This window comes from Burkholderia sp. MSMB1589WGS, assembly GCF_001636105.1.
Classification (GTDB): domain Bacteria; phylum Pseudomonadota; class Gammaproteobacteria; order Burkholderiales; family Burkholderiaceae; genus Burkholderia; species Burkholderia humptydooensis.
Genome location: NZ_LNJT01000008.1, coordinates 2,058,079 through 2,078,888, shown reverse-complemented (window position 1 = coordinate 2,078,888; position 20,810 = coordinate 2,058,079). Strand labels below are relative to the sequence as shown.

General features: G+C 68.6%; 20 protein-coding genes and 1 pseudogene. 4 read left to right on the top strand and 17 right to left on the bottom strand.

What is annotated here, in order from left to right; all coding sequences use genetic code 11:
* Positions 1 to 76: 76 nt before the first annotated feature.
* Genes WT16_RS26470 through WT16_RS26460 form a run of 3 tightly spaced genes read left to right on the top strand, consistent with a single transcriptional unit; the run spans position 77 to position 3,169 of the window.
* On the top strand, positions 77 to 1,135 hold the full coding sequence (locus WT16_RS26470; protein ID WP_009915652.1) for an acyltransferase: 1,059 nt from the start codon (positions 77 to 79) through the stop codon (positions 1,133 to 1,135).
* A 35-nt stretch (positions 1,136 to 1,170) separates the two neighbouring features.
* Positions 1,171 to 2,214 carry a GDP-mannose 4,6-dehydratase gene (gmd, locus tag WT16_RS26465; RefSeq protein ID WP_006028634.1) on the top strand — a complete coding sequence of 348 codons (1,044 nt, stop codon included), beginning with the start codon at positions 1,171 to 1,173 and terminating at the stop codon, positions 2,212 to 2,214.
* Positions 2,201 to 3,169, top strand: coding sequence for an NAD-dependent epimerase/dehydratase family protein (locus WT16_RS26460; RefSeq protein ID WP_059931947.1), 969 nt, complete (start codon positions 2,201 to 2,203; stop codon positions 3,167 to 3,169). The genes gmd and WT16_RS26460 overlap by 14 nt, the downstream gene beginning before the upstream one ends.
* On the opposite strand, the pseudogene WT16_RS26455 reads toward WT16_RS26460, so the two are convergent.
* The 14 genes and pseudogenes from WT16_RS26455 to asd all read right to left on the bottom strand — a co-directional run.
* A pseudogene (locus tag WT16_RS26455) lies at positions 3,154 to 3,390 on the bottom strand (cupin domain-containing protein); the annotation flags it as partial. The gene WT16_RS26460 and the pseudogene WT16_RS26455 overlap by 16 nt on opposite strands.
* Entirely contained in the window at positions 3,386 to 4,612 is a 1,227-nt protein-coding gene (locus WT16_RS26450; protein ID WP_063534974.1) for an O-succinylhomoserine sulfhydrylase, read from the bottom strand. The gene WT16_RS26450 and the pseudogene WT16_RS26455, both read right to left, overlap by 5 nt.
* Positions 4,613 to 4,878: 266 nt before the next feature.
* On the bottom strand, positions 4,879 to 6,414 hold the full coding sequence (purF, locus tag WT16_RS26445; protein WP_006028630.1) for an amidophosphoribosyltransferase: 1,536 nt from the start codon (positions 6,412 to 6,414) through the stop codon (positions 4,879 to 4,881).
* 53 nt (positions 6,415 to 6,467) lie between these two features.
* A complete protein-coding gene (locus WT16_RS26440) occupies positions 6,468 to 6,962 on the bottom strand; it encodes a CvpA family protein (protein WP_063534580.1) in 495 nt (164 codons plus the stop codon).
* A 6-nt stretch (positions 6,963 to 6,968) separates the two neighbouring features.
* Positions 6,969 to 7,703 carry an SPOR domain-containing protein gene (locus WT16_RS26435; RefSeq protein ID WP_171845189.1) on the bottom strand — a complete coding sequence of 245 codons (735 nt, stop codon included), beginning with the start codon at positions 7,701 to 7,703 and terminating at the stop codon, positions 6,969 to 6,971.
* Between the two features lie 119 nt (positions 7,704 to 7,822).
* The gene (gene folC, locus WT16_RS26430; RefSeq protein ID WP_063534973.1) at positions 7,823 to 9,136 is read right to left on the bottom strand and encodes a bifunctional tetrahydrofolate synthase/dihydrofolate synthase; all 1,314 of its coding nucleotides are present in this window, start codon (positions 9,134 to 9,136) and stop codon (positions 7,823 to 7,825) included.
* A gap of 111 nt (positions 9,137 to 9,247) precedes the next feature.
* The gene (gene accD / locus WT16_RS26425) at positions 9,248 to 10,120 is read right to left on the bottom strand and encodes an acetyl-CoA carboxylase, carboxyltransferase subunit beta (RefSeq protein ID WP_006028626.1); all 873 of its coding nucleotides are present in this window, start codon (positions 10,118 to 10,120) and stop codon (positions 9,248 to 9,250) included.
* An 81-nt stretch (positions 10,121 to 10,201) separates the two neighbouring features.
* On the bottom strand, positions 10,202 to 11,017 hold the full coding sequence (trpA, locus tag WT16_RS26420) for a tryptophan synthase subunit alpha (protein WP_015603360.1): 816 nt from the start codon (positions 11,015 to 11,017) through the stop codon (positions 10,202 to 10,204).
* A 42-nt stretch (positions 11,018 to 11,059) separates the two neighbouring features.
* Positions 11,060 to 11,920 (bottom strand): site-specific DNA-methyltransferase, encoded by an 861-nt coding sequence (locus tag WT16_RS26415; protein WP_063534579.1) that lies wholly within the window; start codon positions 11,918 to 11,920, stop codon positions 11,060 to 11,062.
* Positions 11,921 to 11,930: 10 nt separating this feature from the next.
* Positions 11,931 to 13,124 (bottom strand): tryptophan synthase subunit beta, encoded by a 1,194-nt coding sequence (gene trpB / locus WT16_RS26410; protein WP_059931941.1) that lies wholly within the window; start codon positions 13,122 to 13,124, stop codon positions 11,931 to 11,933.
* A gap of 70 nt (positions 13,125 to 13,194) precedes the next feature.
* On the bottom strand, positions 13,195 to 13,947 hold the full coding sequence (locus WT16_RS26405; protein WP_063534578.1) for a phosphoribosylanthranilate isomerase: 753 nt from the start codon (positions 13,945 to 13,947) through the stop codon (positions 13,195 to 13,197).
* Positions 13,944 to 14,756: a tRNA pseudouridine(38-40) synthase TruA gene (gene truA, locus WT16_RS26400; RefSeq protein ID WP_063534577.1), complete on the bottom strand. Its 813-nt coding sequence runs from the start codon at positions 14,754 to 14,756 to the stop codon at positions 13,944 to 13,946. Before truA ends, WT16_RS26405 begins: the two co-directional genes overlap by 4 nt.
* Complete coding sequence (locus WT16_RS26395) at positions 14,756 to 17,176, bottom strand: FimV/HubP family polar landmark protein (RefSeq protein WP_063534576.1); 2,421 nt, start codon at positions 17,174 to 17,176, stop codon at positions 14,756 to 14,758. Before WT16_RS26395 ends, truA begins: the two co-directional genes overlap by 1 nt.
* 135 nt (positions 17,177 to 17,311) lie before the next feature.
* Entirely contained in the window at positions 17,312 to 18,433 is a 1,122-nt protein-coding gene (gene asd / locus WT16_RS26390; RefSeq protein ID WP_041861959.1) for an aspartate-semialdehyde dehydrogenase, read from the bottom strand.
* Between asd and WT16_RS26385 the strand changes: the two genes are divergently transcribed.
* On the top strand, positions 18,432 to 18,593 hold the full coding sequence (locus tag WT16_RS26385; protein WP_009915671.1) for a hypothetical protein: 162 nt from the start codon (positions 18,432 to 18,434) through the stop codon (positions 18,591 to 18,593). The two genes, asd and WT16_RS26385, sit on opposite strands and share 2 nt — an antisense overlap.
* 181 nt (positions 18,594 to 18,774) lie before the next feature.
* On the opposite strand, the gene leuB is transcribed toward WT16_RS26385, so the two are convergent.
* The 3 genes from leuB to WT16_RS26370 all read right to left on the bottom strand — a co-directional run bounded on the left by leuB (position 18,775) and on the right by WT16_RS26370 (position 20,810).
* Positions 18,775 to 19,842 carry a 3-isopropylmalate dehydrogenase gene (leuB, locus tag WT16_RS26380; RefSeq protein ID WP_063534575.1) on the bottom strand — a complete coding sequence of 356 codons (1,068 nt, stop codon included), beginning with the start codon at positions 19,840 to 19,842 and terminating at the stop codon, positions 18,775 to 18,777.
* 96 nt (positions 19,843 to 19,938) lie between these two features.
* On the bottom strand, positions 19,939 to 20,589 hold the full coding sequence (gene leuD / locus WT16_RS26375; RefSeq protein WP_006028617.1) for a 3-isopropylmalate dehydratase small subunit: 651 nt from the start codon (positions 20,587 to 20,589) through the stop codon (positions 19,939 to 19,941).
* 77 nt (positions 20,590 to 20,666) lie between these two features.
* Positions 20,667 to 20,810 carry an entericidin A/B family lipoprotein gene (locus WT16_RS26370; RefSeq protein WP_009915673.1) on the bottom strand — a complete coding sequence of 48 codons (144 nt, stop codon included), beginning with the start codon at positions 20,808 to 20,810 and terminating at the stop codon, positions 20,667 to 20,669.

Genomic DNA, 20,810 nt, shown 5'->3' with positions numbered 1-20,810 from the left:
CAACGATTCGGAGCGAGCGCGCAGAAAGCGCAATGCGCGGCCGGCGCCGGATCGTCGTCGTTCGCCCCCGTGCCCGATGACTCGCGATACGCTCGTTGCCCCGCCCGCCCACGCCGGCCGCATCGTCCAGCTCGATGGCCTGCGCGCGCTCGCCGTGCTCGCGGTGTTCTTCCAGCATGCGCTGAAGGCCCCGCTGTGGATCGGCGTCGACCTCTTCTTCGTGCTGAGCGGCCTGCTCATCACCGGCATCCTGCTCGAGCGCAAGGCGCGCGGCGCGTCGTACTTCGGCTATTTCTACGCGCGCCGCGTGCGCCGCATCCTGCCGCCGTATCTGCTGCTGCTCGTCGTGTCGTCGATCCTGTTCGGCGTCGAATGGGCGAGGCACTGGCCTTGGTATGCGTTCTTCTCGACGAATATCGGGCTGTCGCTCGGCAGCATCGGGCACGACAGCCTGAACGTGCTGTGGTCGCTCGCCGTCGAGGAGCAGTTCTACATCTTCTGGCCGTTCGTCGTGCTGCTCGTTCCGGCGCGCGCGCTCGCGTGGGTCGCGGCCGCGCTGATCGTCGCGGCGCCGCTTCTGCGCGCGCTCGCGACGCCGTGGTTCGATTCGTTCTGGCCGATCTACTACCTGACGCCGTTCCGGATGGACCTGCTCGCCGCGGGCGCGCTCCTCGCCGTCGCGCTGCGCCGCGACCGGCGCGCGCTCGAGCCGTACTACGGCGCGGCGATTGCGGCCGCCTGCGCGGCGCTCGCGGTGCTCGCGTGGCTGCATTTGTCGTTCCCGCGCTTTCGCGCGGCAAACACGCCCCTCTCCAATGCGACGCTCTACAGCGTGTCGCTCGTGCTGTGCACGTCGATCGTCGTGATCGCGCTGCGCGGGCGCGGCCTCGTGCAGCGCGTGCTGACGAATCCCGCGCTCGTCTATGTCGGCACCGTCAGCTACACGATCTATCTCGTCCACCTGAGCGTGCTGTACGCGCTCTGGCCGCTGCATCTGAACCGCTACCTGACGGCCGCGCTCGCGTTCGCCATCACGCTCGGGTACGCGAGCGCGAGCTGGTACGGCTTCGAGCGGCGCCTGACGCGCGGCGCGCCCCGGCCGGCGCTCGCGGGCGCCGCGCGCGCATCCGCATGATCCGATTCACTCCATCGTTCGATTAGGAAACCGCAATGACCCAAGCACGCAAGGCGATCATCACCGGGATAACGGGCCAGGACGGCGCTTATCTGACGAAGCTACTGCTCGACAAGGGCTACGAAGTCGTCGGCACGTATCGCCGCACGAGCTCGGTGAACTTCTGGCGCATCGCCGAACTCGGCGTCGACAAGCATCCGAACTTGACGCTCGTCGAGCACGACCTGACCGATCTCGGCTCGAGCCTGCGCCTCATCGAACGCACGCAGCCGGACGAGCTGTATAACCTCGCCGCGCAGAGCTTCGTCGGCGTATCGTTCGACCAGCCGGCGACGACGGCCGAAGTCACGGGCCTCGGCGCGCTGAACCTGCTCGAGGCGATCCGCATCGTGAACCCGAAGACCCGCTACTACCAGGCGTCGACCTCGGAGATGTTCGGCAAGGTGCAGGCGATTCCGCAAACCGAGAGCACGCCGTTCTATCCGCGCAGCCCATACGGCGTCGCGAAGCTGTTCGCGCACTGGACGACGGTCAACTATCGCGAGTCGTACGGCATCTTCGGCTCGAGCGGGATCCTGTTCAATCACGAATCGCCGCTGCGCGGGCGCGAGTTCGTCACGCGCAAGATCACCGACACCGTCGCGAAGATCAAGCTCGGCAAGGCGAACCGGCTCGAGCTCGGCAACATGGATGCGAAGCGCGACTGGGGCTTCGCGCTCGAGTACGTCGAAGGGATGTGGCGAATGCTGCAGGTGGACAGGCCCGATACCTACGTGCTCGCGACGAACCGCACCGAGACGGTCCGCGATTTCGTGCGGATGGCGTTCGCGGCGGCCGGCTACCAGCTCGAATGGAGCGGCAAGGCCGAGGACGAGCGCGGCATCGACACGGCGACGGGCAACGTGCTCGTGTCGGTGAATCCGAAGTTCTACCGCCCCGCCGAAGTCGATCTGCTGATCGGTTGCGCGGACAAGGCGAAGGACAAGCTCGGCTGGGCCCCGAAGACGACGCTCGAGGAACTGTGCCGGATGATGGTCGAAGCCGACATCACGCGCAACCGCCACCATGAGACCTTCTGAGCCCGGCGCGCGGCGCGCGCTCGTCACCGGCATCGCGGGCTTCACCGGCCGCCATCTCGCCGCGCGCCTCGAAGCCGACGGCTACGACGTGTGGGGCACGGTCGCGCCCGACACCGACGCGCCGGACGACCCGCTGCTGCGGCGCTGGCGCTGCGTGAAGGCGGATCTGCTCGACGTCGACTCGCTGCACGCGGCGGTCGCCGACGCACGGCCGCACGCGGTCGTGCACCTCGCCGCGCGCGCGCACGTCGCGCACGGCGATCCGCAGGACACGTACCTCGTCAACGTGGTCGGCACGCGCAACCTGCTCGCGTCGCTCGCGGGCCTCGACGCGAGCCCGGACGCGGTGCTGCTCGCGAGCAGCGCGAACGTCTACGGCAACGCGCCGATCGAAGTGCTCGACGAATCGGCGCCGCCGCGGCCCGCGAACGACTACGCGGTCAGCAAGCTCGCGATGGAATACATGGCGAAGCTCTGGCTCGACCGCCTGCCGATCGTGATCGCGCGGCCGTTCAACTATACGGGCGTCGGCCAGAGCGACGCGTATCTGCTGCCGAAGCTCGTCGCGCATTACGCGCGCGGCGAGCCGCGGATCTCGCTCGGCAATCTCGACGTGAGCCGCGATTTCTCCGACGTGCGCGACGTCGTCGACGCCTACGCGCGGCTCGTCGACGCCGCGCCCGCGGGCGAGACGTTCAACGTGTGCGCGGAGCGCGGCCATGCGTTGAAGGAAGTGCTGGCGATGCTCGCGCGGATCGCGGGCTACGTGATCGACGTGAGCGTCGATCCGCGCTTCGTGCGCGCAAACGAGGTGAAGAAGCTGGTCGGCTCGCGGCAGAAGCTGCGCGGCGTGATCGGCGACGCGCGCCGCACGCCGCTCGACGAGACGCTGCGCTGGATGTACGGCGACATGCGCGCGGCGCTCGCCGCGCGCGCGGGTCAGCCGGCGAGCTGAGCGTCGATGCTCTTCGCGAGCGGCGACGGCGTGTCGCCCGTGTGCAGCGTCGTGACGGTCTCGATCAGCGCGATCCCGCACTCCGCATCGGCGACCGGGTTGTGCATCGTGTTCTTCGGCACGATGCAGAAGTCGCCGGCGTTCAGCACGACGTCGTCGCGCCCCTCGAATTGAATGCGCAAGCTGCCGTAGACGACGTAGAACATCTCGTCCTCGTCAGCCCGCGAACCCGCCCGCGAACCCGCCCGCGAACCCGCCCGCGAGCCCGCGCGCGAGATCGTCGCGGATGTCCGCCGGAGCCTCGAGTCCGACCGCGAGCCGGATCAGCCCTTCGGTGATCCCCGCCGCCTCGCGCGCCTCAGGCGCGATCCGGCTGTGCGTCGTCGTCGCCGGATGCGTGATCGTCGTGCGCGTGTCGCCGAGGTTCGCGGTGATCGACACGATCTTCGTGCCGTCGATCACGCGCCACGCGTTCGCGCGCTGCTGCTCCGGCGTGTCGCCCTTCAGCTCGAACGACACGACCGAGCCGCCCGACTTCTGCTGACGCTTCGCGAGCGCATGCTGCGGGTGCGATTCGAGCCCCGGATAGAACACGCGCTTGACGGCCGGATGCGCTTCGAGCCAGCGGGCGATCTCGAGCGCGTTCTCCGATTGCCGGTTCACGCGCAGCGACAGCGTCTCCATCCCCTTGAGCAGCACCCACGCGTTGAACGCGGACAGCGTCGGCCCCGCGGTGCGCACGAACGGGAACACCTTCTCCATGATGAACGCCTTCGACCCGACGAGCGCGCCGCCGAGCACGCGGCCCTGGCCGTCGAGGAACTTGGTCGCCGAGTGCATCACGACGTCCGCGCCGAGCTTGAGCGGCTGCTGCAGCACCGGGCTGCAGAAACAGTTGTCGACGACGAAGAGCGCGTTCGCGGCCTTCGCGATCTTGCCGATCGCCTCGATGTCGGCGAGCTCCGTCATCGGGTTCGACGGCGTCTCGAGGAAGAACATCTTCGTCTCGGGGCGCACGGCGGCGCGCCATGCGTCGAGATCGGCCGGATCGACGAACGTCGTCGTGATCCCGAACTTCGCGAAGATCTGGCCGAACAGCCCGAGCGTCGAGCCGAACAGGCTGCGCGAGCTGACGAGGTGGTCGCCCGCCTGCAACGCGGCCATCACGACCGACGTGATCGCCGCCATCCCGGACGCGGTCGCGATGCACGCCTCGCCGCCCTCGAGCGCCGCGAGGCGGTCCTGGAACATCGTGACGGTCGGGTTCGTGAAGCGCGAGTACGTGTAATAGTCTTCCGAATGCTTGAAGCGCTCGGCCGCCTCGGCCGCGCTCGCGTAGCAGAAGCTCGACGTCAGGAAGAGCGCTTCCGAATGCTCGTTGAATTCGCTGCGCAGCGTGCCCGAGCGGACGGCGAGCGTGTCGAAGTTGAGAGAGTCGTCCATGTTCCGTTCATCCGTTTTCAAGCGCATCGCCGCCATGCGCACCGCACGGCGCGCATGCCGCGATGCGCAGATCAACAAAAAGCCCGCTCATGCGTCGGCATCAGCGGGCTTGGTGTGCGGTACGAACAGCTATCGACTCGGGCCGACGTGGCGCTGCTCGCCGGCCTTCGCTTTAGCTGTTTCGGGTTGCCCCGCGTCCGCAAGCTGAAATCAAATCGACGCAAGGCGCCATCGTATCACGCCTTTTCGGTCATGTGCGCGGGCGCTCACTCGACCGACAGTTGCAGGTTCATCTGCGAGCGCTCGGCGCCTTCGCCGCTCGGATCGCGATCCGCCTGCGACGCGGGCGCGAGGCGCGCGCGCTCGATCGCGTCCAGATACTCGGGCGTGACGTCGCCCGTGATGTAGTCGCCGTCGAAGCACGACGCCTCGAAGCCCTCGAGCGACGGGTTGATGTCGCGCACCGCGCGGCGCAGATCGTCGACGTCCTGGTAGATCAGGTAATCGGCGCCGATGATCTTCGCGACTTCCTCGTCGGTGCGGCCGTGCGCGACGAGCTCGCCGCGCGTCGGCATGTCGATCCCGTAGACGTTCGGGAATTTCACGGGCGGCGCCGCCGAAGCGAAGATCACCGATTTCGCGCCCGCGTCGCGCGCCATCTGCACGATCTCGTGCGAGGTGGTGCCACGCACGATCGAATCGTCGACGATCAGCACGTGCTTGTCCTTGAACTCGATGCTCATCGCGTTGAGCTTCTGGCGCACCGACTTCTTGCGCACCGCCTGGCCGGGCATGATGAACGTGCGGCCGACGTAACGGTTCTTGAAGAAGCCCTCGCGATACTCGACGCCGAGCTTCGCCGCCACCTGCATCGCAGCCGGCCGCGACGAATCGGGAATCGGCATCACGACGTCGATCGGCACGTTCGGCAGCTCGCGCCTGACCTTCTCGGCGAGATAGTCGCCCATGCGCAGGCGCACGTTGTAGACGGGCACGCCGTCGAGGCACGAATCCGGGCGCGCGAGGTACACGTACTCGAACATGCACGGGTTCAGGCTCGGCTTGTCCGCGCACTGGCGGCTGTGGAACCTGCCGTTCACGTCGATGAAGACCGCCTCGCCCGGCTTCACGTCGCGGACGAATTCGAAGCCGATGCCCTCGACCGCGACCGATTCCGACGCGACGATCCACTCGGTGCCCTGTTCGGTTTCGAGCTTGCCGATGCAAAGCGGGCGGATGCCGAACGGATCGCGGAACGCGAGCAGGCCGTAGCCCGCGATCAGCGACACGATCGCATACGAGCCGCGCGCGCGGCGGTGCACGCCCGCGACCGCCTTGAACAGCGAATCGGGATCGAGCTCGAGGCCCGTCGTCGAGAGCTGCAGCTCGTGCGCGAGCACGTTCAGCAGCACCTCGCTGTCGGAATTCGTGTTGATGTGGCGGCGGTCGATGCGGAACATCTCGTCCTTCAACTGCTGCCAGTTCGTCAGGTTGCCGTTGTGCGCGAGGATGATGCCGAACGGCGCGTTCACGTAGAACGGTTGCGCTTCGGCTTCACTCGACGCGGAGCCCGCCGTCGGGTAACGGACCTGACCGATCCCGGCCGTGCCGGGCAGGCTGCGCATGTTGCGCGTGCGGAACACGTCGCGCACCATGCCGTTCGCCTTGTACATATGGAAATTGCTGCCGTCCGCCGTCGCGATGCCCGCCGCGTCCTGACCGCGATGCTGCAGCAGCAGCAGGCTGTCGTAGACAAGCTGGTTGACCGGGGACTGGGAGATAACGCCTACGATGCCGCACATGGCATGTCCTTCAACGATACAAAAAAACGGTTCGGTCGGTGCGCTCGCGCGGATCAGACGTGAATGTACGCAGCGAGCCCGTCGGGCAAGAGCGGCTTGAGCTCGCGCACGCCCTGTTCGGCGAACGGACGCAGCAACGCGTCGCGCCAGAAATCCTGTTTCGGCAGCTCGGTGAGTCCCGCCGCCGCGACGAGCAGCAGCACGAGCAGCACGCCGCGCACGAGGCCGAACATCATGCCGAGCGACCGGTCGACGCCGCCCAGGCCCGTCGCCTGCGCGATCCGCGACAGCAGCGCGTTCGCGACGCCCGCGACGAGCACGACGCCGATGATGATCAACGCGAACGCGACGGCCCACTGGGTCAGCGCGCCGCCCGGCCAAGTCGCCGGAATATAGGGCAGCACGACGCCGACGAAACGGCACGCGATCAGAAATGCGGCGATCCAGCCGATCAGGCCGAAGATCTCGCCGACGAATCCCCGCCACGCGCCGCGCAGCGCCGACAAACCGATCACCAGCAGCACGGCGTAATCGAAAGCAGTCAGCATCGCCCGTTACTGCGTGAGGCCCGCTTCGCGCACCTTCGCGATCGCGGCGGAAGCGGCCGCGCGATCGGCGAACGGCCCCGCGCGCAACAGTGTAGCCGTACTGCCGTCGGCCTGCTTGCGGTGCTCGACATACGCGGGCACGCCCGCCGCCTTCAGCTTCGTCGCCCAGTTGCGGGCGGCCGCGTCGTCGCGGAACGCGCCGAGCTGCAGCGCGAAGCGCGCGCCGGGCGGCGATGCGGGCGAAGACGCGTCGCCGTCGGCCGATGCGGTCGCGGCCGGCGCGCGCGACGCCGGGACCGCATCCTGCGACGGCTGCGCGGCCGGCTTCTGCGCGGCGGCGGTCTGGGCCTTCCTGGCTTCCTTGGCGCCCGTCTTCGTGTCCGGCTTCACATCCGGCTTCACATCCGATTTGGCGGCTACGGCAGGCGCGGGCGCGGCGGCAGCGGCCGTCTCGGACGCGGGCGGCTCGTCGTGCGCGACGCCCGCCTGGACGTCCGACGCGTCTTCGTCGTTCGCGGCGGCCGCCTGGTGCGACGGGCGATTCGGGATGTCGATCTGGACGTCGTCGGTGACGGGCTTCGGATGCGAATCGAGCACCATCGGCAGCACGATCACCGCGGCGACGACGAGTGCGATCGCGCCGACGAGCCGCCGGCGCGCGCGTTGTTTTTCAGGAAGGGTCGGATCGAGCAGCAGCGCGTCGGTATCGGGCCGCTCGGTGCGGCGCGAACGGCGTTCCACGCGTTCGGTGCGCACGGCACGGGCGCCGGACCGCGCCCCGCGCCTTTGCGGCGCGTCGTCCTCTTTCTTGCCGAACGAGAAAATTCCCATGTATGGCTGAACCCGAAGCTACTCGTCAGTCAGTGGTCATGGCGGCGGTCCACGACGGGCATCACGCCCGCTACCGTGTAGAAGCTACCGAAAACCACGATTCTATCATTGTCGGATGCGCTTTTTAGTGCATCGAGGAACGCATCGGCCGGCGCCGCGTGGCGCGTGACGCTGTGCTGCGCGCCGTTCTCGACGCCCGCGCCGCGCAGCACGCGCTCGAGCACGTCGGCCGACGCCGCGCGCGGCAGCGGCAGATCGGTCAGATGCCAGTGATCGATCGCGCCCTTCAGCCGCGCGACGATTCCCACGAGATCCTTGTCCGCCATCGCGCCGAACACCGCGTGCGTGTACGGGTAGTAGCCCATCGAATCGAGATTCTGCGCGAGCACCGCGGCCGCGTGCGGATTGTGCGCGACGTCGAGCAGCACGAGCGGCTTGCCGGGCAGCACCTGGAAACGCCCCGGCAGCTCGACGTTCGCGAGCCCGAGCCGGATGTCCTGCGCGGACACGGGCAGCCGCCCGCGCAGCGCCTCGAGCGCGGCGAGCGCCGCCGACGCGTTGAGCAACTGGTTCGCGCCGCGCAGCGCCGGATACGCGAGCGCCGGATAGCGCTTGTCGCGGCCGAGGTACGCCCATTGCTGGCGCTCGCTGCCCGGCTGCGTCGAGCAGCGGAAGTCGCGCCCGACGAGCCACAGATCCGCGCCGATCGCGGCCGCATGGTCGACGAGCGCGTGCGGCGGCGCCGGGTCGCCGCAGATCGCGGGCTTGCCCGGCCGGAAGATGCCCGCCTTCTCGAACGCGATCTTCTCGCGCGTGTCGCCGAGATAGTCGATGTGGTCGACGTCGATGCTCGTCACGATCGCGCAATCTGTATCGATCACGTTGACCGCGTCGAGCCGGCCGCCGAGCCCCACTTCGAGGATCACCGCGTCGAGCCCGCGCGACGCGAACAAGTGCATGATCGCGAGCGTCGTGAACTCGAAGTACGTGAGCGACACCGGCTCCGGCAGGCTCGTGCGCGCCGCCTCGACCGCCTCGAAGTGCGGCAGCAGCGCTTCGTCGTCGACGATCCGGCCGTCGATGCGCGCGCGCTCGTTGAAGCGCAGCAGATGCGGCGACGTGTGGCAGCCGACCTTGTAGCCCGCGCGCGTCAGGATCGTCTCGAGGAATGCACAGGTCGAGCCCTTGCCGTTCGTGCCGCCGACCGTGATCACCGGGCACGCGAATTCGAGCTTCAGCGCGTCCTTGACCCGGCCGATGCGGGTGAGGCCCATGTCGATGCCGACGGGATGCGCGCTTTCGAGGTGCGAGAGCCACGCGTCGAGAGTGGAAAAAGTGCTCATCGAATCCAAGGCGAATCAAAGCGGCGAATCAAAACGGATACGCCAAAAAAACAAACGCGCCGCTCGGCGCAAGCCGAGCGGCGCGCGGACGTGCGATCACGCGCGCGGCCGTCAAGCCAGCGCGTCGGCCGGCTGGCGCTGCAACAGCGCGAGCAACTGCGCGATTTCGTCGCGCATCTTGCGGCGGTCGACGATCATGTCGATCGCGCCCTTCTGCAGCAGGAACTCCGCGCGCTGGAAGCCTTCCGGCAGCTTCTCGCGCACCGTCTGCTCGATCACGCGCGGGCCGGCGAAGCCGATCAGCGCCTTCGGCTCGGCGATCACGACGTCGCCGAGGAACGCGAAGCTCGCCGACACGCCGCCCATCGTCGGATCGGTCAGCACCGAGATGAACGGCAGCTTCGCCTCGGACAGCTTCGTCAGCATCGCGGTGGTCTTCGCCATCTGCATCAGCGACAGCAGGCTCTCCTGCATCCGCGCGCCGCCCGACGCGGCGAAGCAGATGAACGGCACCTGCTGCTCGAGCGCGTTCTGCGCGCCGCGCACGAAGCGCTCGCCGACGACCGAGCCCATCGAGCCGCCCATGAACGAAAACTCGAAGCACGCGGCGACGACGGGCAGCGTGTGGATCGCGCCGCCCATCACGACCATCGCGTCGGTCTCGCCCGTCTCGTCCATCGCTTCCTTCAGACGGTCCGGATACTTGCGGCTGTCCTTGAACTTCAGCGTATCGACCGGGACGATCTCCTGGCCGATCTCGTAGCGGCCTTCCGGATCGAGCAGCGCGTCGAGGCGCTCGCGCGCGCCGATGCGCATGTGGTGATCGCACTTCGGGCACACGTGCTGATTCGCGTCGACGTCGTTGCGGTACAGCACCGCTTCGCACGACGGGCACTTGACCCACAGGCCCTCGGGAATCCCCTTGCGGCTTTTCGGATCGGTCTGCTTGATCTTCGGCGGCAACAGTTTGTCGAGCCAGCTCATCGTATGGTTTCCTGTTCGGTGACGGACCGGGCGTTGCGCGCCCGGCCCGCGGTCAGCTTGTGTTGACGTGTCGCGCGCGGCTTACGCCGCCGGCTTCGCCGCGCCGTCGATCGCGGCGCGCAACTCGGCGACGAACCCCTGGAGCTCGGCGGCGGCGTTCTCCGGCGCGGCCTGCTCCAGCAACTGGACGAGGCGGCTGCCGATCACGACGGCATCCGCCACCCCGGCCACCGCGCGCGCCGTCGCGGCGTCGCGGATGCCGAAACCGACCCCGACGGGAAGCGGCACGCGCGACTTGATGGCCGGGATTTTACCCGCAATGCTGGAAACATCCAGATTTGCGGCGCCCGTCACCCCTTTGAGCGACACATAGTAGACGTAGCCGCTCGCCACCTGGCCGACGGCGGCGATCCGGTCGTCGGTCGAGGTCGGCGCGAGCAGGAAAATCGGATCGATGCCCGCCGCTCGCATCTTCGCGGCGAAATCGTGCGATTCCTCGGGCGGATAGTCGACGACGAGCACGCCGTCGACGCCCGCGTCGCGCGCGGCCGCCGCGAACGCATCCTCGCCCATCCGCTCGATCGGATTCGCGTAGCCCATCAGCACGACGGGCGTCTTCTGGTCGCGCTCGCGGAAGCGCCTCACGTCGTCGAGCACGCGATGAAGCGTCACGCCCTTCGCGAGCGCGCGCTCCGACGAGCGCTGGATCACGGGGCCGTCCGCCATCGGATCGGAGAACGGCACGCCGAGCTCGATCACGTCGGCGCCGCCTTCGGCGAGCGCGTGCATCAGTTCGACGGTCCTCGCCGGATCGGGATCGCCCGCGGTGATGAACGGGATCAGCCCCTTGCGGCCTTGGGCGGCGAGTGCGGCAAAAGTATTCTGAATACGGGACATGATTTTTTCCAAATCGTTTTGCTATCGCGCGTATCGCGCTGCTCACGCGTCGGCCGGCGCCGAGATTGCCGCGAGCGACGCGACGCGTTCGCGTGCGATCGCGCAATAGCTTTCGTTGATCTCGTAGCCGACGAAGTCGCGCCGCTGCCGCGCGCAGGCCACCGCGGTCGTGCCGCTGCCCATGAACGGATCGAGCACGCGGCCGCCCGGCGGGCAGCTCGCGAGCACCATCCGCTCGATGATTTCGAGCGGCTTCTGGGTCGGATGATCGACGCGCTCCGCGTGCTGCCGGTGCAGGCGCGAGACCGACCAGACGTCCTTCGGGTTGTAGCCCATCTCCAGCCACTTGCTGCCTTCGAACAGCTTGCGCGAGCGGGCCTTCTTCGTATCGGCGTCGTACGGGATGCGGACCGGATCGAGATCGAAGTAATAGCCCTTCGAAACCGCGAAAAAGCCGATGTTGTCGTGCACCGACGTGAAGCGGCGCGTCGTGCCGCCCATGCTCGGCACGCGCCGGTCCCAGATGATCTCGTTGACCATCGTGAGCTTCGTCTTCAGGAAGCTGAAGATCTCGGGCGCGTACTGCCACGTGCAGAACACGTACATCGAGCCGGTGGGCTTGAGCTTCGGTATCGCGAGTTCGAGCCACTCGCGCGTCCACGCGAGATGCTCGTCGCCCGAGCGCTTGTCCGAGTCGTTGCCGTAGTCCTTGCCGAGCCCGTACGGCGGATCGGCGACGATCAGGTCGATCGACGCGTCCGGCAGGCTCGCGGCGTCGTGCAGGAAATCGCGGTTGTGCAATTCGATGCCGGCGGACAGCGCGCGCGGCGCGACGGCGGCAGGCTGAACCGCTTGCGCGTCGCTCGCGGCGCCGCCGCCCGGCTCTTCGATCAGGTCGCGCATCGGTCGGGGTTCAGAGCACGAGGCCCGATCGCTCGGCGACCGTGTGCATGTCCTTGTCGCCGCGCCCCGACAGGTTGACGAGCAGGATCTTGTCCTTCGGCAGCGTCGGCGCGAGCTTCACGCCGTATGCGATCGCGTGGCTCGATTCGAGCGCCGGGATGATCCCCTCGATCCGGCAGCAATCGTGGAACGCCTTCAGCGCCTCGTCGTCGGTGATGCCGACGTACTGCGCGCGGCCGCTGTCCTTCAGCCACGCGTGCTCGGGGCCCACGCCCGGATAGTCGAGGCCCGCCGACACCGAATGCGTCTCGATGATCTGGCCGTCGCCGTCCTGCAGCAGATACGTGCGGTTGCCGTGCAGCACGCCCGGGCTGCCCGCGATCAGCGAAGCCGCGTGATGGCCGGTGTCGAGCCCGTCGCCCGCCGCCTCGACGCCGATCAGCCGGACGGCCGCGTCGTCGATGTACGGATAGAAGATGCCCATCGCGTTCGAGCCGCCGCCGACGCACGCGATCACCGCATCCGGCTGCCGGCCGGCGAGCTCGGGCATCTGCACCTTGCATTCGTCGCCGATCACGCGCTGGAAGTCGCGCACCATCATCGGGTACGGGTGCGGGCCCGCCACCGTGCCGATGATGTAGAACGTGTTCTCGATGTTCGTGACCCAGTCGCGCATCGCCTCGTTCAGCGCGTCCTTCAGCGTGCGCGAGCCGGATTCGACGGGCACGACGGTCGCGCCGAGCAGCTTCATCCGGTAGACGTTGGCAGCCTGCCGGCGCACGTCTTCCGAGCCCATGTAGACAACGCACTCCATCCCGAAGCGCGCGCAGATCGTCGCGGTCGCGACGCCGTGCTGGCCCGCGCCCGTCTCGGCGATCACGCGCTTCTTGCCCATCCGCTTCGCGAGCAGCGCCTGGCCGATCACGTTGTTGATCTTGTGCGCGCCCGTGTGGTTCAGGTCCTCGCGCTTCAGGTAGATCTGCGCGCCGCCGAGCGTCTCGCTCCAGCGCTGCGCGTGATAGATCGGCGACGGACGGCCGACGAAGTGCTTCAGCTCGCGGTCGTACTCGGCGACGAAATCGGGATCGTTCTTGAATTTCTCGTACGCGGCACGCAGCTCGTCGAGCGCGTGAATCAGCGTTTCGGCGACGAACACGCCGCCATATGGGCCGAAATGGCCACGATCATCGGGAAGGTTATACATGACGTCACTCTCGGTTCGACCGCGCGGCGCGCCGGATTCTCGATTCCGGCGCCCGCCGCGCGGACTGGCATCACCCGGCGTCCGCTTCGCGCACTGCGCGCACGAACGCCGCCATGCGGGCGCGATCCTTCACGCCCTTCGCGCCCGGCGCTTCGATGCCGCTCGAGACATCGACCGCGAACGGACGCACCTGACGGATCGCGTCACCGACGTTTTGCGCGTTCAACCCACCACTCAAAACGGCCCGACGCGCGAGCTCTGCTGGGATAAGTGACCAATCGAAGACCTTGCCGCTGCCGCCGTAGTGCTCGACGAGCGTGTCGAACAACAGGCCGCGGGCTGCCGAATAGTGAAGTGCCGATTCTACCAAATCGGCCGGCCGGCTCGCCACGCCCACGCGCAGCGCGCGCAGCCACGGCAGCCGCACCGCCGCGGCGAGCGATGCGCACTGTTCGGGCGTCTCGTCGCCGTGGAATTGCAGCAGCGTGAGCGGCACTGCGTTCGCGACGCGCGCGATCTCGTCCTCGGTCGGATTGACGAACAGCCCGACGACCGACACGAACGGCGGCACGCGCGCGGCGAGCGCGGCCGCCTGCTCGAGCGTCACCGCACGCGGGCTCTTCGGGTAGAACACGAGGCCGATCGCGTCGGCGCCGAGTTCGGCCGCCCAGTCGACGTCGCCCGCCTTCGACAGCCCGCAGAGCTTGATCCGCGTGCGCGGCGGCGGCGCGTCGCCGCCCGTGTCGCCGTGTGCGCCGGCGGCAGGCGCGTCGGCCGTCGTCGCAACGGCCGGATGGGCCGGATGGGTCGTATCGGTCGTCATGGTCGTCCGTCCAGATCGGCCCACACGCTGCTCCACGGCACGCTGCCGAGCTGCGCGGGCGGCACCGCGAATTCGGCCGGATAGCCGACGTGCGCGAGATAGAGCCCTTCGGGCATGAAAGTCGGCGCCGCGCAATCGCGGTCGCGGCTCTCGAGCACGTCGGCGAGCCACGACGCCGGATAGCGGCCGCGCCCCACCGCGACGAGGCAGCCCATCAGGTTGCGCACCATGTGGTGCAGGAATGCATTCGCGCGGAAGCGGAAATGGATGAAATCGCCGTCGGGGCGGATGCCGATCTGGTACAGATGCTTGACGGGCGATTTCGCCTGGCACTCGGACGAGCGGAACGCCGAAAAATCGTGCTCGCCGACGAGGTGGCCGGCCGCTTCGCGCATCGCGTCGACGTCGAGCGGCGTGTGGACCCAGCCCGTGCGCCCCGCGAGCATCGGCGAGCGCACCGGATGCACGTACAGCGCGTAGTAATAGGTGCGCTCGTACGCGGCGAAGCGCGCGTGGAACGTGTCCGGCATCGGCTTCGCCCACTGCACCGCGATCGTCGACGGCAGGAACGCGTTCGTGCCGCGCACCCACGAGAAATCCGCGCGATCGAGGTCGGTATCGAAATGGACGACCTGGCCGAGGCCATGCACGCCGGTATCGGTGCGGCCGGCGACCGTCGTGTGCAGCGACGTCTGCGCGAATTCCGCGAGCGCCGCCTCGAGCGAGTCCTGGACGGTCTTGCCGTGCGGCTGCGACTGCCAGCCGCAGAACGCCGCGCCGTCGTACTGAATGCCGAGTGCGATTCTCATCACGACAGATCGGCGAGTTTTGCGAGCATCACGCGCGCTTCGTCGCGCGTGTCGGCGTGATCGGCTTCGATCACTTCGTGCAGCAGCGTGCGCGCGCCGGCCAAGTCACCGAGCTCGACGTATTCGGACGCGAGCTCGAGCTTGTTGCGCGCGATCTTCGCGAGCGCCTCGGGCGTGAACGCCGGCAGCGACGCGCTCGGGCCGGACGGCAACTCGAGGTCGAAATCGAGGTTCAGCGCGCCGAATTGCGCGACGCCGAGCGGCGGCGGGTTCGCCGTCTGCGCGGCCGGCGCATGTCCCGGCTCGGCCGGCGCCGGCGCGGCGAACGATGCGTCGGGCGGCCGCGGGGCCGCGGACGGCGGCTCGGCGTGCGCGGGCGGCGCGTCCGGCGGTTCGATGCGCGGCGTCGCGGCTTCGTGCGGCGCGGTGGCTCGCGGCGGCTGTGGCACATCGCCGGCCGGGAGCGGCGCGGCTTGCGCCTGGCCGTCGTCGCGCCCGGTTTCGCCAGGCCCCGCAGCGTCCCCTTCCGTCTGCCGCGGCGCGACGCGGGCGTCGTCGTCAAACGATTCGACCCCGTCAAGGTCCGACGCCCCTGCTGCTTCACCATGTGTTTGCGCTCCACGCGGATTTTCCGCGCCAATTGGCGAATGGGCGGCGGGTGGGCCGTTAGTTGCACTTTGCGCACCGCGAGAATCGGTCGGCTCGGCATGTTGCAATTGCGCCGTCTGGTCCGCATCGGTCGATGTCGACTCGCGCGGCGGCAACGGCATGTCGAGACTGTCGAGCGCCGCGATCGCGTCGCTCGGAAACGCCTGTCGCCATGCGTGCGGCGCCAGCTTCGCGCCCGTCTGCGGAACGCCGGACGGCTTGTCGCCGGTCGATTCGGGCGCGTGCGGCGCGCCGCCCTGCTCGTCCGGGCCCGGGATCTTCAGCGTCAGCGGCTCGACGGCCGGTGCCTGCGGCTCGCGAGCCGGCGCGGCGTCCTCGTCGGCAGCCGGCGACGGCTCCGGTCCCCTCGGCAAGGGCGCGTGCTGCGCGGCGGCAGCCGTCACGCCTCGCCCGCCCCTGTCGGCCTCGTCGTCCTTATCGTGCCGGTCTTCTTCCTTCGCATCCGGCCCGGCCGGCGCGCCGGCGATCGCGGCAACCGCGTCCGGATCGAGCGCGGGCGCCGGCGTGAACGCGCCCGGCTCGATCGCGTCGGCGGACGCGCCCTTCTTGCGTCGGCGCAGCGCGAAGCCCGCGATCAGCGCGACGACCGCCGCACCGACCGCGATCGCGGCGCCCGTGTTGAACGGCGCCTGCGGCGCTGCCGCGCGCGGCGAAGCGCTCACGGGCGGCGTCGCGGTGGGTGCGGACGCGGCGCTCGTCGCCGATCCGGCCGCGGCTTCGGATGCGGCGGCTTCGGCACTCGCCGACGCCGATGTCGGCGCTGACGTCGCGGTACCGGCCGCGGCGCTCGCCTGCGGCTTCTGCGCACTCCCCGCCGCGGGCGCCGGCGCAGGCGCGACGTTCGCGGCAGGCTTGCCGATTCCGTGTTTCTGCAACTCCATCAGCACGCGATTCTTCAGTGCGAGCAACTGCTGCAGGCTCGACGGTCGCGCCTGCGAGGCACCCGTCGCCGCCTGCGCGGCCGAACCCGACAGCCCATGACTCGCGGCCCCGGGCGCGAGCAATGCCTCCGCGCCGGCCGCCGACGCGCCGTTCGCGCCGGCCGGCGCTTGCTGAATCGAGCCGCTCCAGACGTGCGCGCTGCCGACGCCGGACGAAGCCGCAGGCGCCGCCGCTTGAGCCGCAGACGCCACCACTTGAGCGGCCGCCGACGATGCGTGCACCGACGCCGCGCCGGGCGCCGACGCGCCGTTCGCGCCGAAGGCCGAGCCGGTTGCGCCGGAAGCCGCGAACGCCGTCGCGCCGCTTGCCGCCGCGGCATGCGATGCTGCCGGATGCGACGCCGCAGCCGGCGCGGCCGATGCGCCCGCATGCGACGCCGCGCCGGCAATTGCCGAAACCGCCGAAGCCGCCGGCGCGCCACTCGCCGCCGCGCCGCTTGCAGCCGTGCCGGCCGCAGCGCCCGTCGCGTCGAGCGCCGGCACGGTCAATTGCGCGCCGATCTTCAGGCGGCTCGGATCGCGCTTCATGAACGCCTGCGGATTCGCGTCGAAGAGCGCGCGGCCCGCGCGCGCCAGCACGCCGGGATCGTGCGATTGCGTGACGGCAACGGCAATGTCGTTGAGCGACTGCCCCGGCCGCACGGTGATCGTGAGCGGCGCGGCCTGGTCGGCCGCCGCGGCACTCGCCGCATCCGGAGCCGCGTAGGCGGCGCTCGCGCCGGCCAGCGCGAGAACGGCGACCGCGACTGCGCGCCGCGCGGACGGCAGGCCATCGGAGATCGTCGTCGAAGAAAGGAATCGAAGCGTCATCGGCTTGGTTGCCGCGGCATGACGCGGCCTGAGTTCGCGTTTGGATTGAGACAAAATCGGACCGCAAATAAAAAAAGCGTCGCGTGAAACGCGACGCTTTCGGGTTGTGTACGCGTCGTAATCGCGTAGTTTACTTTACTTGTCGAGCAGAATGCGCAGCATCCGGCGCAGCGGCTCGGCCGCGCCCCACAACAATTGATCGCCGACGGTAAATGCCGACAGGTATTCGCCACCCATTGCGAGCTTGCGCAGACGGCCGACCGGCACCGACAGCGTGCCCGTCACCTTCGCTGGCGACAGATCGCGCATCGACGCGTCGCGCTCGTTCGGCACGACCTTCACCCAGTCGTTGCCCGATGCGAGGATGCCGTTGATCTCGTCGAGCGGCACGTCCTTCGTGAGCTTGATCGTGAGCGCCTGCGAGTGGCAGCGCATCGCGCCGATCCGCACGCACAGGCCGTCGACCGGAATCGAGCCCGGCTCGCCCATCGCCGGCTTGCCGAGGATCTTGTTGGTTTCCGCGCCGCCCTTCCATTCTTCCCGCGACATCCCGTTGCCGAGATCCTTGTCGATCCACGGAATCAGCGAGCCCGCGAGCGGCACGCCGAACTGGCTGGTCGGCATCGCGTCGCCGTTCATCGCGGCGAGCACGCGGCGGTCGATGTCGAGGATCGCCGACGCCGGATCGGCGAGCTGCGCCGCCACCGCGCCGTTCAGCGCGCCCATCTGCGCGAGCAGCTCGCGCATGTTCTGCGCGCCCGCGCCCGACGCGGCCTGGTACGTCATCGCCGTCATCCAGTCGACGAGGTTCTCGCGGAACAGGCCGCCGAGCGCCATCAGCATCAGGCTGACCGTGCAATTGCCGCCGATGAAGTTCTTCGTGCCCTTGACGAGCGCGTCCTTGATCACGTTCAGGTTCACGGGATCGAGAACGATCACCGCGTCGCCGTTCATCCGCAGCGCCGAAGCCGCGTCGATCCAGTAGCCGTTCCAGCCGGCCGCGCGCAGCTTCGGGAAGACGTCGTTCGTGTAATCGCCGCCCTGGCACGTGATGATCGCGTCGCACTTCTTCAGGTCGTCGATGCTCGTCGCATCCTTGAGCGTGGTCTCGTTTTTCGCGAACGACGGCGCCTTGCCGCCCGCGTTGCTGGTGCTGAAAAACACCGGCTCGATCAGATCGAAATCGCCTTCTTCCTGCATGCGCTGCATCAGCACGCTGCCGACCATGCCGCGCCAACCTACGAGACCTACGTTCATGAGTAACCCTTTGCTGGAGCTTCCCCGCCTTTTCCGTCCCCGGCGCGACCGCGCGGGGAAACAGGCGGGCACGACGGACGACGATCAGATTTTCGTGATCGTTTTCGTGATGATGGTGATTTTGCCGATGACGATGGCGCGCGCACCCGCACGGGCTTGATTGCCGTGGAGTTTCGAGACCGGAGAGATCAGGGAAGTCGCCATCGTTCGAGTCTACACAAACCTGAGGGGCCGCACAACGGCCGGAAAAGCCGGACGGACCCCGTTTTCGGAGCCGCCGCGCCGCCTTGCGGCGGCGAGCCGCGCTCAGGCGCGCGGCCCGCTTGCCGGGCTAGCGGCGCTTACAGCACCGCGACCACCGCGTCGCCCATCGCCGTCGTGCCGACCTTGTTGCAGCCCGGCGTCGCGATGTCGGACGTCCGGTAGCCCGCCTCGAGCACCGTCCTGACCGCGCGCTCGATCCGGTCCGCCTGCTCCGCGCGGTTCAGCGAGTAGCGCAGCAGCATCGCGGCCGACAGGATCGTCGCGAGCGGGTTCGCGACGCCCTTGCCCGCGATGTCCGGCGCGGAGCCGTGCGACGGCTCGTACAGGCCCTTGTTGTTCCTGTCGAGCGATGCGGACGGCAGCATGCCGATCGAGCCCGTCAGCATCGACGCCTCGTCGGACAGAATGTCGCCGAACATGTTGCCCGTCACGATCACGTCGAACTGCTTCGGCGCCTTCGCGAGCTGCATCGCCGCGTTGTCGACGTACATGTGCGACAGCTCGACGTCCGCGTATTCCTTCGACACGTCGATCATCACGTCGCGCCAGAACTGCGACGTCTCGAGCACGTTCGACTTGTCGACCGACAGCAGCTTCTTCGCGCGTTTGCGCGCCGCCTGGAACGCGACATGGGCGATGCGGCGCACTTCCGGCTCCGAGTAGCGCATCGTGTCGAAGCCTTCGCGCTCGCCCGCGAACGGGCCGTCCGGCGCGGCGCGCACGCCGCGCGGCTGGCCGAAATAGATGTCGCCGTTCAGCTCGCGCACGATCAGGATGTCGAGGCCCGCGACGAGCTCGGGCTTCAGCGGCGACGCATCGACGAGCTGCGGGTAGCAGATCGCCGGGCGGAAGTTCGCGAACAGCCCGAGGTGCTTGCGCAGGCCGAGGATCGCCTGCTCGGGCCGCAGCGCGCGCTCGAGCGAATCGTACTTCCAGTCGCCGACCGAGCCGAACAGGATCGCGTCCGCTTCCTTCGCGAGCTTGAGCGTCGCGTCGGGCAGCGGATGGCCGCTCGCCTCGTAGCCCGCGCCGCCGACGGGCGCTTCTTCCAGTTCGAACGTCTCGTCGAGCGCGTTCAGCACCTTCACCGCTTCGTTGACGATTTCCGGACCGATGCCGTCGCCGGGCAGCACTGCAATCTTCATGCGAAATTCCTGACTAGATGAATGGTGGGATTCGGGCGACGCGAGCGCGCCGCGATGCACGGCCCGCGCGCTCGCGCGAGAAACGCAGGACGTCGGTCAGCCGATCAGCCGGTTGTCGAGCCACGGCTGCTTCGCGAGCCGCTCCACCTCGAACTGGCGGATCTTGTCCGCGTGGCGCAGCGTGAGGCCGATGTCGTCGAAGCCGTTCAGCAGGCAGTACTTGCGGAACGCGGTGATCTCGAACGGATATTCGCGGCCGTCCGGCGCGCGCACGACCTGCGCGTCGAGGTCGACCGTCAGTTGGTAGCCGTTGAACGCGACCGTCTCGTTGAACAGGTGATCGACCTGCTGCTCGGTCAGCGCGATCGGCAAGAGCCCGTTCTTGTAGCAGTTGTTGAAGAAGATGTCGGCGAAGCTCGGCGCGACGATCGCGCGGAAGCCGTACTGCTGCAACGCCCACGGCGCATGCTCGCGCGAGCTGCCGCAGCCGAAGTTCTTGCGCGCGAGCAGGATCGACGCGCCCTGGTAGCGCGGCTGGTTCAGCACGAAGTCCGGGTTCAGCGGACGCTTCGAGTTGTCCTGGCCGGGCTCGCCATGATCGAGATAGCGCCACTCGTCGAACGCGTTCGGGCCGAAGCCCGTGCGCTTGATCGACTTCAGGAACTGCTTCGGAATGATCGCGTCGGTATCGACGTTCTCGCGATCGAGCGGCGCCACGACGCCGGTATGCACATTGAATTTTTCCATGATCCGTCAACCAGATTGGAGGCCGGCCGCGAGTGCCGGCGAAATCGAATCCCGAATCGGCGCGCTCGCGCGCGCCGTCAGTCCGCCGCGCGCTTGATCGCGCGGCCGGCGGCGTTGATGTCCTCGCCCACGCCCGCGACCGTGTTGCAGCCGGCGAGGCCGAACACGAAGCCCGCCAGCGCGAACACGGCGGCAATGCGCCGGAAAACCGCTGCGTCCAT